The sequence below is a fragment of the Streptomyces sp. 11x1 genome (genome assembly GCF_032598905.1).
Taxonomy (GTDB): Bacteria; Actinomycetota; Actinomycetes; order Streptomycetales; family Streptomycetaceae; genus Streptomyces.
Window position 1 is genome coordinate 5,223,927 of sequence record NZ_CP122458.1, and the last position, 15,198, is coordinate 5,239,124.

The following is a 15,198-nucleotide window of genomic DNA, read 5'->3' on the forward strand; positions in this document are numbered from 1 at the left end:
TCCGCCGAGGGAGCGACCGCCTTTGTCATCGAACCTGAGCCCTTCGACGGCGTCAGACGACTCAGACGGCCTCAGGCCGCATACGTGGCGTTCTGCGCGGTGGTCACCACCTTCTGGCCGTCGGTCTGGCTCAGCAGTCCCGCCGACACCCAGGCACCGACGGTCGACTGCACCCGCGCCACCAGCGCGGCCTTGTCGGCGAACGGCGCCCCGGTCCAGATCTCGTCCAACAGCGTCGTCCCGTCGGACTTCGCCGGGTTGGCCACGCCCGAATCGGTGCCGCCGAGGACGACCTTCGGCTCGGAACGCCTGACGTAGGCGTGGGTCGGATCCTCGCTCCCTTCGTGGAAGGGAGCGAACTCGGTGCCGTCCAGCATGTAGTGCAGCGGCCTACCGCTGACCGGCGCGAGAGAGGGCAGCAGGTCGCCGGAGAGTCCCGCGTTGCGGTACAGGCCGACCGACAGATAGCTGGTGGCACTGCTCCTGCCGACCAGGTTGACCGGCCCGTAGAACAGCGTCTGGAGCGAGGGGTCGTCGAGCGCCTTCTCCACCCGCAGCCGGAACGGGATCGTCACCCGGACGACGTCCCCGGCGCGCCAGGTGCGGGAGGGGATCGTGAAGTAGCTCCCCGCGGTCGGCGTACCGCTCACCGCGCTGCCGTTGACGGTCACCCGGAAACCGGCGGTGGCCCAGGACGGCACCCGGAGCCGCAGTTCGAAGGCCGCGTCGGCGCCCCCGACGGTGATCGTGGAGCCCTGCTCGCGGGGATAGTCGGTGCTCTGCGTGATCGTCACGCCCTTGGCCGACCAGTTCAGCGTGGCCGCGCTGTACAGGTTGACGAAGAGCGCGGTGCCGTCGGCCTTGGTGAAGTACACCGAGTCCTGGTACTTGGTGGCGCTCTCCATGCCGGTGCCCTCGCAGCAGGTGGTGCCCTGCTTGGGGGTGTAGTCGCGCGCCTGCCCCGGCTTCAGCCCGATGAAGTAGGTGACCAGCGGTTTCTCGGCGTCGGCCTTGTCCTGCTTGGAGCCGAGGACCTGGTTGAGCAGAGCCCGCTCGTAGTAGTCCATGTACTTCGGGTCCTGCTCGTGGAAGAACAGGCTCCGGCTCAGCTTGAGCAGGTTGTACGCGCAGCAGGTCTCGGCGTTGGTGTCGCTGATCGTTCCCGAGATGACCCCACGAGCCTTCCAGAACTCGGCCGTGCTGGTGCCGCCGATCCCGTACATGCGCTGCGGGATCACCATGCCCCAGAAGTTCTTGGCAGCGGTCAGATAGCGTGTCTCGCCCGTCGCGTCGTACAGCCGGACGTAGCCGGTCATGATCGGAATGTGCTGGTTGGCGTGGAGGCCGTCCAGGATGTCGGTGCCGGCGGCGCAGGCGTCGATGAGCCGGTCGAGGTCGAACAGCTTGGCCAGTGCGAGGTGGTCGGCCTTGCCGGTGATCGTGTACAGGTCGACGATCGCCTCGACGATGCCGCCGAACTCACCGCTGGAGAAGATGCCCCACATCCGCTGCAGCGTGGCGTCGGGCAGCTTGGACAGCCGCGAGTACATCCAGTCGCACATGCCGGAGGCGAGATCGAGCGCGCGGGCGTCGTCCGTGGCGAGGTAGGCGTCGAGCAGGCCCTTGAGGATCTTGTGCGCCGTGTAGTACGGCGCCCACACCTTGGTGTAGTCGGCGGTGGTCCGCGTCTCCAGATCGATGAACTGCGTCTCCGGGTACGCGGCGAGGAAGCCGGGATGGCTCGGTCCGCCCCAGGTGCGGCGCAGCGTGGCGGTCAGGCCGCGTCCGGAGGCATCGCCGAAAGTACCGCCGGAGGTCGCGAAGAAGTAGTACGACGCGAGGTTGCCGAGCCCCGCGGAGGACCTCTTGGCCTCGTTGGTCTGCAGCGAGGTGATCTCCGCCGCGGTCAGAGCCCTCGACCAGATGTTGAACTCGTCGAAGGCGCCCGCGAAGACCGGGTCGTCAGGGTAGTTCGAGCGGCCCAGCCAGTTGTTCGTCAGAGCACCGAGGACGGACGGGTTCAGCGTCATCGAGGTGTTCTGGGCGACGGCGGTGCCGTTGACATAGAGGGTGCCCGTGGTGCCGCTGATCGTGACAGCCAGGTGGCTCCACTGATCGAGCGGCAGGGCGGCGGTGCCGTTGAGGCCCTGCTCCCCGCCCGCACCGCTGTCGGTGATCGCGAAACGCGGCACCCCGCTGCCGTTGCGGGATGCCAGGTACATGTACCGGGTCGTGTTGTCGCCGAAGTCGAAGACACGCTGCCAGTTGGCGTCGTGGGTGGGCTTCACCCAGACCGACAGGGTGATCGCCGAGGCACCTCCGAGCACAGCGGTCGGCAGGTCGACGTACTGGTACGAGCCGCGGACGTTCTCGTGCGCGCCGCCCCATCTGCCGGCGACGGCCAGCATGCGCGGATCTTTGCGCAGCGCCTCACGCACCTCGGTGAGCGCACCGACCATGGTGCGGATCTTGTCGGCGTACACCTGCTCCCCGGTGCTCGCGTACGCCTGTGCCAGCATCGTCAGGAAGTGCCCGGTGTAGTGGCCACGGAGATTGCCGTTGGCCTCGCCGTCCAGGCCCTCCCAGCCGCCGGGGGCGACGGCGCCCTTTGTGGAGAGCCCCGCGTTGGCACGGAAGACCTGCAGCAGCCGGTCGATGTCGTAGCCGCGGCCGTGGTCGAGCATCAGCTGACGCTTGTCCGCGAAAAGGCCTTGGCCGAGCGTCACGTCCTTGAGCTCGAAGGGCCGCACCGACCAGGTGGACGGCGTCGGAACCGTGGCGGCGACCGCACGGCCGCCGCCCGCCCCCAAGGAGACCCCGGGTGCGGCAGCGGCGAGTATCGCCGACTGGAGGAGGAAACGTCTGGAGAGGGGCGGTGCCATGTGCGCCTCGTCTCTGGCGGCGTGGGGGATGGAGGGCGGTACGAAGTGAGCGCATGTTCGAAATTACGAACGTTGTGCGAATTCCCGACCAGAAGATAGGTATGCGACAGTCGGGCGTCAACGGCACTGACGGCCTCCCCGAGGCCAACGACCCACGTCACGGGGCCACTTGCGTGCCCTCGACACCGTTTCACGTGAAACATCGTTCGTGCCCACATCTACGACGGTTCATGTGGCGCTGACGCCCCTGACGCATACGACCGCGCACACGCAGCACGGCACGCCCCCACGCCGTCCCGCACCACCGGAAGCCGAAAGCCCTTACTGAATCTCCTGAGAGACTCCTCACACTCCAGGGTCCCGCACAGTAAGCCGACCTGCCTCTGAGCGCGCAGTCCGACGACAAAAAGAAGCGGTCCCATCGTGATCACGATGGGACCGCTTCACTGTGGGGCACCGACGGAACTCGCTGGCCAGGGGCTATACGAGGACTGACGGAGATCGTTTCCCACGCTGGCAGAGAGCTTTTCCCACCACCCTGGTCAACAGACCCGCGTAGGGCTCGGCAGCGCCCGAGTCTCGCGAGTCCACCGAAGCACGCAAACAACGGCGAAGAACGAAGCGACACAGATGACGGCGGGATCTCCACTGCAGGGGGATCTGGCGACCTCGCAGGTCGCCGGCTCCCGCAAGCTTGGCCTGAACGTCGCCCGCGGAGACGTCAATAGTGGGTCGGGGAACCGACAGGTGGCCGGCACCAGGGGCACGGCGCTCGCCACCTCCCCGACGCCCAAATTCAACGGGTCAGCCGAGACGTGCAACTGGACCGAGGTGGCGGCGACCGTGGTGCTACGTCTCCTTGTGGGAGGGGGCGAGCCGGACCCTGCCCACGTTCGAAACCTCCACGGTGCCACCATCCGCCATCGGCAACTGCCTGCCCGGGGCCGTGAGGGAGCCAAGTAGCTGGGACTCCACGGCCGACTTACGTCCGGTGGCGCAGCTCGCTGTGACAGTCACCTCCTCCACCTCCACCACGGGCAGCACCGGCACATGCGCCCGGGCCAGCACGTGGGTGGCTCCCTCCGCCCGACCGCTCGCGGCATCGGCTTTCGCCATGGCGACGTCGGTCGGCAGAAGATTGACCGGGCGATCGCCGTCGACTCCGTCGAGGGTCCTCTTCTCGGCGGTCGCCGGAGCCTGCACCTCGTTGAGCGAGGCATGCAGGGGCACCGTTCCGGCCAGCCCGACCCGGAGACGTCCAGCGTGGCACGGACGCCGCTACGGTGGCGCTGCCCTCCGACACGTCGGCGACCAGAGCGGCGGTGGCCCCTCCGGCGACGGCCGGGCCAGCCACGAGGAAGCCGCAGACCGTCAGGGCGGCAAGGCGGCGGACGGGTGGGGTCAGGGCCGGACTTCGGAGGGGCCGGCCAGTCAGGCAGGGTACGGATGGCCTTGTGGGCGGGCACTGCGATACCGGAAGTCTCCATCAGGAGCCGCACGTAACTTGGCAACCGTCCGTGATACCGCAGGGTGCCGGGAGCGCGGACCGCGACCATGTCGGACAGCGGGAGGGACGGACCTCTGGGCCCCTGATCACTCCTTCTCCTGGATGTCTTACGCTCCGCTGACACAAGCAGTGCCTGGCGTGGCGCTGTTCTGCCGTTCCAGGGGGGAGCCACCGTGCTCGTACTGTCGATTCTGCTGATCCTCGCCGCTGTGGTGTTGTACATCGTGGCCCGGGCGCGCGCCTCGTCCCCGTTGCGCCTGGGTGCCATAGCCGCGCTGGCCGGGGGCGCGTTCTTCGGGATTGCCAGCTGCGTGTACGTCGTCAGCGCCTACGAGGTCGGCGTCCCGGTGCTGTTCGGCAAGGTGGGTACGCCGATGACCTCCGGCATGCACCTGAAGGCGCCGTTCACGGATGTCACGTCCTTCTCCACCCGCCCGGTGGACCTCAACCTCTCCGACAAGGACGTCGTCGAGGTGCGCTCCTCGCAGGGCGGAGTGATGTATGTGGAGGTGACCGTGAAGTGGGCGGTGACCCCGGCCAAGGCGGTGGAGCTGTACCGGCTCGCTGGGAACGAGACCGCCATCCAGCAGCGGCTGGTCTATCCGGACAGCCGGGAGATCATCCGCAATGTCTTCGCCCGGTACACCAGCGAGCAGGGTTACGCCTCGGACAGGGAGAAGATCAACGCGGAACTCGGTGAGCTGATCAAGGAGCGGCTCGCACCGCGCGGTATCGACGTCACCGCCGTGAACCTGCGCAATGTGAAGCCCTCCGAGCAGCTCCAGCAGCAGATCGACCGCAAGATCCAGCAGAAGGAGGCCACCGAGCGGGCCGTCGAGGCGACCCGTACGGCGGAGGAAGAGTCCAAGCGGCGCAAGATCGAGGCAGAGGGTATCGCCAGGGCCAACAAGATCCTCAGCGACTCGCTGTCCGACAAGGTCCTGATGAACCAGTGCATCGAGGCCTTCAAAGAGGCCGCGAAGAAGAACCCGGTCTACGCCGTGCCCTGCGGCTCCGGCAGCGGTAACCCGCTGATCGTGGACGGCACCGGCCGGAACTGACCCCAGCGGCCCGGGGCGGAGAAGGGGCCTTGCTGTCTCGGCACGGAGAACAGGGTCTGCTCAGCTCAGTGATGGCGGTGCCCTGGCGTCGGCGACGGTGACGACGTGCCGTCACGTTCCCCGGGCTCGGCGCCTGTGGATGCCGTCGCGTCGCCGGATGCCGCGAGTACATCGACGATGAAGACGATGGTGGACTTCGCCGGGATGCCCTTGTGGGCTGAGACTCCGTAGGCCAGCCCCGGCGGAATCACCACGAGCATCCTGCTTCCTACGCTCGTCCGGACCAACGCTTGGTCCAGTCCCTCGATGAGGTTGCCGCGGCCGATGACTACGGTGGAAGGGCCCTGCGACCAGGAGGGATCGAAGAGGGTGGCCTGCTCTTTTCCACGGTTGGCAGCCCATACCGCGCCGGCGCGGCGGATCACGATCGTCTGACCGGTCTTGACACGAGGGCCGGAGCCTTCCACCAGGGTCTGGGAGACCAGGCGCGTGGGCGGCGCGGTGTCCGGCACGGCGATCGTTGCCGCTGAGCGCTCGGCTCGCACCTGGGGCAGCCCGTCAGGCAGGGCTCGTTGTTGTCCCTGGACGGTGGAGTCAGCGGCGATGATCTTCACGATGTCGACGGCGAACACGACGGTGTCGGTGCCCCGGACACCGAGCCGGGCGTTGCCCGCCACGCCGTAGGCAGCGGCCGGCGGGGCGACCACCAGCACTCTGCTGCCGGCCTGCTGCCCTTCGACGGCGCGATCCAGTGCGGGGAGCACGGCGCCCTGACCGACGGGGAAGACACTGGGTGTGCCGCCCTTGCCGTAGGTGCCGGGCAGCGAGGTGCCGCGCTTCCAGGTCTTGGCGGCGTAGTCGACGATCACGATGTCGTTGCTGCGGGCCTTCCGGCCCTGGCCCGCCAGCATGGTGGTGATGACGAACTTCCCGCTGGGCTGCGCTTTCGGGATGGTGATCGTCGGCTTCCGGCCGAACTTCCCGGACACGGTGGGCAGCACGGCATCCGTTGCCGCTATGGCAGGCACCGCCTGCCGGGAGACGGACACGGTCGGCACCGGCATCGGCCGGTGACTCCTCTCACCGGGCGCGGGCGAAGACTCCGAACCGCTGCATCCTGCCAACAGCACCACGGAGGCGAAGAGCAGACCTGAAAGACGCCGCATATTTTCTGATTCTCCTGACTGATCGATATCGCTGCCGTCTGCGGCCGCCCGCACGGGAGGCTGTCTCTTGGCAGACGGAGGCGGTCATCCCGCGTTTCCGCCCGTACAGGGAGCACCCGGCTCAGGGGTCTGCTCGCCCTGCACGTACTTGGTGAAGAACTGCGCGACTCTCGGATCCGCCGCCTCCTCTGCCGACAGCTGGTGACCCCAGGCGGTCAGCGTGATGCGTGACGACTGCTTCTTGTACGGGCTCATGAAGGTGTACGGCGTCTTGGAGACGCGGTCGGCCAGGGCCTTGATGTCAGCGCCGGTGGCCGTGTCGTTGTAGGTGACCCAGACCGCGCCGTGCTCCAGCGAACTTGAGCAGACCCCTATGAGATTCCACCCCCGACGTCGGAACACGCGCGTGTCCGTCACGGCTTGCCCACCTGGTTCTGCTTGTTCCGCTTGATCTCCTTCAGACCCTGGTAGCCGAAAAAAGACAGCCCAGCCGCCAGCACGATCTGCGCGGCACCCCAGACAATGAAAAATGGTACGGAGCTGCGCAGATCATCAATTCCGTCAGCCGCCATAAATGGAATGAATGGAGCCAGATACACGAATTTCTTCCGATCCACGGTAGCGCCTCCTCAAGCTGACTCTCCGACTTGCCACAATGATTACCCTGCCGGTGACCCCGGCGATATTCACTCCCCGTACGGCCCTCAGCGAATTACTCCTAGCCTGCTCAGCCCCTCGGGGAGACTTTTCAGACGACAGGCATGCAGGAGGCCTCACGGCGAAAGCGTGATCGCCTTGGCGTGACAAATCCCAAGGAAACTGGTGAGGCCCACCAAGAAGTCCCGGCGGGCCTCACACGTGGATGGATACTTTCTACCGGTCGCCGCTCACGGCTTGCTCTCTCTGTTCTCTTTGCGCCGCCGAACTCGTTGCGCAACGAGGATCAAGACAAGCGCGAACGAGAGAGCGTTCACACCAGCGAGAACCACATCGCCTTCTCGCAGGGCGCTTACCGCAAACCACGGAGTCACGACGAGTACTCCCAGGTACACGGCGCCCCGGACAACGCCCGAGATCTTCTCCAGGAGCCTCAGCATCGGCGGACCCAGACCCACGGCGGATAAATGGACCTCAGCCCATAGCTGAACGGATACTTCTTTCCAGCTACTCCGAGACCTACACACTTGCCGTGACTCGCGGCGTATCCCGCGACCGCCATGACGTAGAAGAGGTACGCCTCAACAACCGTGGAGGCCACCTTCATCCACCCCTTATTGAGCACCTTTACTTTCGAGACAGCCCAGACCACTGCTGTAAATGCCATGCCGGAGTACCAGGCAAGGTACTGGGTTTCACTCTTGTTCAGAGCGACCGTCACATACCAGTACGACGACCACCAGCTGTACCACTTGCTGAGCACCCTGAACTTCCCGGACGGGTCGATACAGTTGACTGGGTCGCCGACGCAGTATTCGTAGGCATTGGCATTCCCGCCGGGGATCGGATCCATCGAGAGGAAACGGCCAATGGTCGGGTCGTACATGCGCACGCCCATCAGCACGGCGCCGTTGACGGTTTCTGCCGATCGTTGAAGGCTACCGAGCCATCCGTAGCGAGGGTTCGTCTGCTGCCGTGCGCTGCCGAACTCATCACTGCTGAGGGACTGCGGCGCTTTGGTGGTGTCCAGTGGCAGGAGCAGATTGACGTCGCCGTGAAGGTTGGTCAGTTGCAGGACGACATCGCCGCTTGCGGAGGTCGTAGCGGCCAGACCGCCACCATGGGCGGTGACGTTGCGAGTCACCTGGCCTGTGGAGGTGTTCTCCACGATCCACCGCGGGTTGTCGCTGTCGTTCGCGTAGTGGTTGACCTTCGTGCTGACGGTCACCCAGGTGCCCGAGGTGTTGCTCTCCCGAGTCGATCCCCGATAGCGGTGGGCCGCGTCCAGGGTCCAGGTTTGCCGGGTGTCGCCGATTACCTGGCGCTGCGGAAGGTCGTTGTTGAAGTAGCTCAGCTGCGTGTTGCCTGGTGAGGCAGTGGTGCGGCCGTAGGCGTCATAGACATAGCCGGCTTCCGCAAGTCGGTCGGCGGTGTCGTAGGAGTAGGTGACTGTGGTGTCGGTCGTTGTGGGGCAGGTCGCGCCCGGTTGCCCGACCGCGGTCTTCTTGGACAGCCGGTTGGCGTGCTTGTCGAACGAGTACTTCCGCAGGGTGCAGACGTCGGCGATCGTGTCCGCGACCTGGACCAATCGACCGACAGCGTCGTACTTGTACTGTTGTTCCTCTGTGTTTCCCGCTCCACCGGCGCGGCTGAGGCGTTGCCCGTGTACGGATTCTGTCGCCGAGTCCGCCAGGAGAACTGCACCGTCGGAATCGCGCGTGTAGATGCGCTCCAGGCTGGCGCCCGGCGTACCGGCGTTCTGCCTCATCGTGTAGCCACCTGGCAGTGTTTGGGTCGCCAGGTTGCCCTCGGCGTTGTACTCGGCGCTGAAGGTGCCGGCTACCGAGTCGGCGATCGACGTGGGAAGGCCGCGTGGTTCGGCAGCGTGATTGTAGGTGTAGGTCGTCGTCGACGGAACAGAGTCCGTGGTCTTGACCGCACGGTTGAGCTCGTCGTACTCGGTCGTGGTCGTTCCCCCGTCCGCGTCTGTATAGGAGACGGGGCGGCCGAGTTTGTCGTAGACCTTGGTGATCGTGCCTGCTGTCGGAGAAGTGATCGTGATGGGCCTGCCGGTGGTTGAGGAGTACCCGGTCGTCGTCTGCGGAACAGCGGGGCCGACTCCGCCGGTGACGTTCACGGTGGTGGCGCGTCCGGCGTTGTCGAAGTCGGTCACAGTGGTTCGGGTGGAGCCATTGGCAGTCTCGGAGACCTTGGCGATCTGCCCGAAGGTTCCGTATTCGAATGTTTTGGTGGGAAGTTGGGTCGGGTTCGAACCGCCACCGGTGATGGCTCCTGCGGGCCCCGTCTCGCAGATCAGGTCGGCCCATTCGTGGCGTCCACCGCATGCTCCGGTGCCGTCAGCGGTGTAGTAGGTGGTGACAGTAGCTGCCGCGTCCGTCCCCGTGGATTGCGGCATCAGCGTCTTGCTGACGCGGCCCTTGCTGTCGTACTGCGTGGAGTTTTTGATCGCGAGACCGGCGGGGTCTTCTATGACGCTGGTCGCCAGTCCCTTGACCCAGTTGTACTCGGTCCTGGTGGTGCGCACGTCCGCGTCGGAAGGGAAGCCATCGATGTACGCACCAGTCTTGACGGTGGTCAGCTGGTCCGACACGGTCGCCGACCCGTCTGTGGGGCGACCCTCATCGTAGACATTCACTGTGTGGGCGCGAGCTGGAACCTCATCGCCTGAGGGCAACACGGTGGTGCCAGAGGCATCGACCACGTCATGCTCAATGGCGGTGAGCCGCAGGGGACCGTAGCTTTCCAGCTCCCGCTTCCCGTCCTGGCTGAAGACGGACGTCGTGGACAGCCGTCGGGCCCGCTCGGCGGTCGACATTTCGTCGAGCCCGAGGCGAACCAGTTCCTCCAACGCAGCACCGCTGGTGGCCGACGCGAGCTTGCGGTTGCCCGCCGTGAGCTCACGAACGATATTACCGAAATGGTCGTATTCGGTCGCGGTGATGTGACCACCTGGGCTCGCGGTGTTCACCTGGCGCCCGGAGGCGTCGGTGTAGGTGATGGTCGCACGGGTGTAGTCGGCCGCTGTCAAGTCGCTGCCACTGTGGGAATTGGGCATGGCGTCGGCGGGGAACACCGCAGTGGCGTCGACTGGAGCGACGCCCTGCCCCCACGCGGCGACGTCCGTCTGCCCCATCGGGTACGGGGCCTTGGCGCCGGCCATCGGTACGTCGTAGACGACCGAGGTGGACGCGGTGCCGTTGGTCTGTGACGTGGAGCCCTGGGCCAGCGTAGGACGGGAGACCTTGAGGAGCATGCCCGCACCCGCGGTGGCCGCGTTGCCGGCCGTTCCGTAGGTGAAGGTCCACGCCAGCTCGCCCGGCGGGGTCAGTTCGATCACGCGGCCGGCTGAGTCGTAGGCGTACGTGGTCTTCAGCTCAGGGGAGATCCGTGGGTCCCACACCTCGCGCAGTCGGCCGGAGTCGTCGTAGGTGTACGACGCGATGGGCACCGAGGTGGAGCTGCCCGCCTCCGGAGCCGTGGACCACAGGCGGATCTCCTCGACACGGTCGACATAGTGGCCGAACGACGTGGACGTGGCCGTGGTGGAAGCCGAGTAGACGTACTCCAGCATCCGGCAGCCCTTGGCCGACGGAGTTGTCTTACAGGTCTCGGTGGAAACCGCCGAGGTCGGGGCGATGACCCACTTCGGGCGTCCCACCGTCTTGCCGTCCACGGTGGTCGTCTCAGGGACCACCGTGGTGGCAGCGGATTCGTCCGTCGGAAGGGAGGTCGAGGACACGTTCCATGTCGTTGCTGCAGCGCCCACCTTCGTGAACGTGGTAGTGGTGCCTACGGTGTCTTTCAGAGTGAAGGCTCCATCGAGTGACCCCACCAGGCTGAGTTCCTCGGCGCCGGGCTCCGCTCTCCATTCGTCTGCGGTAATGGCGGTGAAGCCTGTTTCGTCACCGTGGCCATCCACGAGAACGACGGAGGTGGCGGAAGTCTTCTTGATGTAGGACCAGTCGGATTCGGTGACCGTGCCGGATGTCCACTGCGGGCCGAAGATCGGTGCCTGGCCCTCCTGCCGCGCTCCGGCGTCCGGGCGACGTGACGATGCGGTACGTGCCACGCTCATCTGGAAGGCGGAAGCATCGGTGGCGGAGAGGGTGTAATCACCAGTCAGCGAATTGACCGTGCCAGGACCAACCCCGCCGTCCGGTGCGGTGCCCGCGTCGCGGTCCACGGTGACGGTCACCGGCTGTGAATAGCCGGTGGTGGTGCCGTCGGTGAACGCGGCCCGGATGTCGATCGGGCCGTCGTCGGCGAAGCTGTTGGTGATGCTCCACACCAGCGCCGGCGGCGCACCGTTCGGGGCGGCCAGCGGCCAGGACGCCACCGCGGAGCCGTCGGAGTTCTTCGTCACGTCGGCCAGCGACACGTTCTTCCACACCGTGTCTGCCTCACCGCGCCGGTACTGATACGTCACACCGGTGTAGCTGGTCTTGCCCGTGGCCGCGAGCGCCACCCGGCGGGCGGGGCGGTCGCCGTCGAGCGGGGTGAGGATCGCGGCCCCGTCGGCGCCGACACCGAAGGTGTACGCGGTCGTGGCGGCGGACAGGTTGCCGCCGGAGTCGACGGTCTTGGCATACAGGGTGTGCCAGCCGTCGGCGGGGTTGACCGTCACCGTCAGCGGGTCGCCGCCGGTTCCGTCGGTGGCGTCGTTGATCCGGTTGGGCGTGTTGGGGTCGTTCAGGCCCCACAGGTAGCCCTGGCCGTCACTGGAGCTGGTGTCCAGGGTGCACTGCGCGCCGTTCGTGGCCTTGGCCGTCCACGTGTTCCCGGTGTAGGGGTCACACGTGATGGACGGGGCTGCGGGCTTGGCGGTGTTCAGCACGAAGGTGGAGTAGCCGGTCCAGGCCCCGTACAGCGAGTTGTCGTAGCCGCGTACCCGGTAGCGCAGGTGTGAGCCGGCCGGGAAGGCGTTGGCGGAGGGGATCGTCAGGGTGGCGGTGGAGCCGGAGGCCACGCCGGTGGTGGTACCGGTGTAGGTGTAGGTGGTGTCGTTGTAGGCCGGGTCCGGGGTGATCTCGAACTGGCCTTTGACCGTGCCGCCGTCCGCGTCACTGACCTTGGCCGACAGCTGCGGGGTGAGCGAGGTGACGTACCGCTTGCCGTTGTAGGCGTTCAGTGTGCTCGGCGAGACCGCCGCCGAAGTGGGCTTGGCGGGGTAGGAGTTGTAGGTGACGGTCAGCGACGGCTCGACGTCGGGGTTGTGGGAGCCGTCGACGTAGTTCGCCGACCGGTACCGCCGCCAGGTCAGCACATCGGTCTCGTCGACCGCGGCCAGGCGGATACCGTAGTTCGGCGAACCGTCCGCCCACGCCTGCACGATCGCGTCCACGTCCCACGAGACCAGGCCCGCCGGGCAGGAGGAGCTGTAGCCTTTCGCGGCGGTCGAGGTCACCGCGCCGGTGGTGGTGGTCGACGGCTGGGCCGACCAGGAGACCGCCGACGGATCCCAGTCCGCGGTGACCCTGCGGGCCTGTACACCGGAGCCGGAGGTCGAGCAGGTGGAGGAGTAGTAGGAGTACAGGCGCAGATCGGTGTCCACGATCTTCTTGCCGGTGTACTGCGACGTGGAGAACTTCAGGAACGAACGGGCCTTCTGCACCCCGTCGTAGGTGCCAGCCTTCAGTTCCGTCGAGCCGCGCTGGCTCGCGGGGTAGGCGTCGTACTGGATCCAGGTGTCGGTGGTCGGGCCCGCCAGTGTGTTGGTCGGGTCGATCACCACCGGATAGGTGACATCCGGGTCCGAAAGGAATGTTTCGCTGGGCTTGAGCACAAGCGTCTGGTCGCCGTCGGCCGCCGTCTCCACCGTCGCGCTGACCTTCGCCGTACGCTCCGGCTCCTGGGACTTGGCGTCCTCCGAGTCTCCCCACATCAGCGGCGGCGGCGCTGCGGCGACCTGCTTGCCCTTGGAGTCCTCCCAGCGCAGCCGCTGATCCGACGTCTCCTCAAGAGTCAGGCCCTCGGCCTGGACCGGCAGGCGGAACTCCACCGGACCGCTCGGCCGCTCCCGCAGCACCACCGAGTGAGAGAAACCCTCCGGCAGCGCGGAAACCACCACATCGCCACCGGGAACCGCATCGCGGTAGGTGGCCGTGTTGCCCTTGAGAACCGGCTTGGGCAGAGCGCCGTCCCACGCCACTCCGAAGCTCTTCTCACCCCGGCTGACCTGCGCCAACGGCGCTTTGCTCCCGCCTGCGGAGAAGGCGATGTCAGCAGCCGCCGCCTTCGGCACGATCTCGCCGTCCGCCTCGGACAGCGTCACATCCACCGGCCGCCACTTGCCCGCCGCGTCCTTCACCCGGATCGGACCGGTGAAGGACTCCACCGTCACCGTGCCGTCCGGATTCGCCCAAGAGGTCGTGGCCGCGGTACGCGCGCCGAGGATCTCGATCCGCCGGTCCTGCAGCCGGGCCATCAGCTGCGCCGACGCCTCGTCATCGGCCTCGGCAGGACCGAGCCGGGGCTGCGAATCAGCGGTCGTCGTCTGTGACGACAAGGCCACCGACCGACCGGACGCTGCGACGGTGATCGCGGCCTCGGTGGCCAGCAGCATGGCCACAGCACCGGCTATCAGCTTCAGAGGGCGTTCAGGGAGGAGGGCCGCACGTTGGCGACGTCTCTGACCGGGGACACGCTCACCCTGTCTCTCAGAGGGGAGCAGAGATCTTCCCATTCCGGACTCCGTATCTCCTGATCGCCCGATCAGGTGAGGCGGAAAATATCCAGGGAGAAAAGACCCAATAGAGGTGCAGAAATTAACGCGTCGGACAATTCATCAAGGAGTCCTGCAATGTGATATTGATCACAATATCTTCGTTCTCGTGGCACTCTATTTCGGTGAGTGGTAGTCAATTCGACTTACGGCAAAGGGATTTACTCAAGCAAGCACCGTCCTCAGGGTTGAGCGCGCCGCATGCTCCGGGGGAGGGCCTCCGGGAGACCGGGCTGCCCGGTGGCGGGCTCGGGTGACTTCAACAAGGCGACCCCCGCCACGGGCACAGCGACCGGCGGCCTGAGTGCAGCCGTCTACGGCGACGGCCGAGCCGGGAACATCACAACGACCACCGGCAGCCCTGGCACAGTGGGCCGACCGCCGCGCACCGGGCGCCGGCAACACCACGGCCGCAGCCGCCATCCTGCTCGGCCGGCCTGCAGACCGGACCCACCGCAATCGCCCCGGGCGCTCCTCATCGAAGCGCTCACCGCCGGCCGGTGCACCAGGCCGCACCGCCCTGACTCACCCCGCCAGGCCAACCCACACGATGAGGAACGACATGCCCGAACGACGCCTCGGCATCGCTCTCGCCGCCATCGGCGCCGTGCTCACGGCGGCCGGGGCCGCCCTTTACGTCCTGCCCGGACCCGGCGTCCCCGTCCTGTTCCTCGGCCTTGCCGCCCTGGCGATCGGACTGGTCACGGCCGCCGTCGACCGCCGCAATCGGTGCCGCCGCCCCGACGTGACGAAAGCGCCTTCGCCCCCGCGATCCGGCGCTGGACCGGTCTTCCCGTCTTCTCCCTCACCCCTGCTTCCGGCCGGGCCGCCCCTGTCCACCGGGCGGTTCGGCCGCCCGAGTCGCGTGCGGCGGCCTCCACCGGCACCCTCCTGCGGTGCCGCTCCGGCGACGACACGGAGCCGCGAGAGCTGATCGGCACCGAAGCCGAGCGGCCTGAACCGGTGCCACCAGTAGCACCACAGGTTCAGGCTGCGCCCGCATCAGCCTTGAGCCCCTTTCCCGCCCTTCCCTGTAGGCCACGTGTTTGGCCGACGCTTCGGACTGGAACGGCCCATTCCCCATCACCTTCAAGGCGTGACCGCCGACAGCGTCCACCCCGCCACTTTACGTGTGACGCAAGCCACATAAGGATTCTGTGAGTGCGGGTGCAACCTTCCAAGG

At 66.7% G+C, this 15,198-nt stretch carries 7 protein-coding genes and 1 pseudogene; 2 read left to right on the forward strand and 6 right to left on the reverse strand.

From position 1 onward, the window contains the following. Positions 1-71: 71 nt before the first annotated feature. On the reverse strand, positions 72-2,882 hold the full coding sequence (locus tag P8T65_RS22885) for a beta-L-arabinofuranosidase domain-containing protein (protein ID WP_316727147.1): 2,811 nt from the start codon (positions 2,880-2,882) through the stop codon (positions 72-74). A gap of 849 nt (positions 2,883-3,731) precedes the next feature. Further along, entirely contained in the window at positions 3,732-4,112 is a 381-nt protein-coding gene (locus P8T65_RS22890; RefSeq protein WP_316727148.1) for a hypothetical protein, read from the reverse strand. Between the two features lie 450 nt (positions 4,113-4,562). Here P8T65_RS22890 and P8T65_RS22895 point away from each other — a divergent pair, with 450 nt between their 5' ends. Next, a complete protein-coding gene (locus P8T65_RS22895) occupies positions 4,563-5,450 on the forward strand; it encodes a prohibitin family protein (RefSeq protein ID WP_316727149.1) in 888 nt (295 codons plus the stop codon). Between the two features lie 65 nt (positions 5,451-5,515). Here the strand turns inward: P8T65_RS22895 and P8T65_RS22900 are convergent, their stop codons facing one another. From P8T65_RS22900 to P8T65_RS22915, 4 genes and pseudogenes are all read right to left on the reverse strand, one after another. Continuing rightward, positions 5,516-6,670, reverse strand: a complete 1,155-nt coding sequence (locus P8T65_RS22900; protein ID WP_316727150.1) for an FKBP-type peptidyl-prolyl cis-trans isomerase — start codon at positions 6,668-6,670, stop codon at positions 5,516-5,518. 30 nt (positions 6,671-6,700) lie between these two features. Continuing rightward, positions 6,701-6,973 (reverse strand): annotated as a pseudogene (locus P8T65_RS22905) (DUF3105 domain-containing protein); the annotation flags it as partial. A 56-nt stretch (positions 6,974-7,029) separates the two neighbouring features. Next, on the reverse strand, positions 7,030-7,233 hold the full coding sequence (locus P8T65_RS22910) for a hypothetical protein (protein WP_316727151.1): 204 nt from the start codon (positions 7,231-7,233) through the stop codon (positions 7,030-7,032). A gap of 473 nt (positions 7,234-7,706) precedes the next feature. Beyond that, the gene (locus P8T65_RS22915) at positions 7,707-13,856 is read right to left on the reverse strand and encodes a DNRLRE domain-containing protein (protein ID WP_316731677.1); all 6,150 of its coding nucleotides are present in this window, start codon (positions 13,854-13,856) and stop codon (positions 7,707-7,709) included. 721 nt (positions 13,857-14,577) lie between these two features. Here P8T65_RS22915 and P8T65_RS22920 point away from each other — a divergent pair. Then, a complete protein-coding gene (locus P8T65_RS22920) occupies positions 14,578-14,949 on the forward strand; it encodes a PGPGW domain-containing protein (RefSeq protein WP_316727152.1) in 372 nt (123 codons plus the stop codon). Positions 14,950-15,198 lie beyond the last annotated feature (249 nt).

Bases quoted from the DNA above. Each gene is read 5' to 3' on its own strand.
- P8T65_RS22915 (WP_316731677.1), bottom strand. From the start codon at position 13,856: ATGCTGCTGGCCACCGAGGCCGCGATCACCGTCGCAGCGTCCGGTCGG.
- P8T65_RS22920 (WP_316727152.1), top strand. From the start codon at position 14,578: ATGCCCGAACGACGCCTCGGCATCGCTCTCGCCGCCATCGGCGCCGTG.
- P8T65_RS22885 (WP_316727147.1), bottom strand. From the start codon at position 2,882: ATGGCACCGCCCCTCTCCAGACGTTTCCTCCTCCAGTCGGCGATACTC.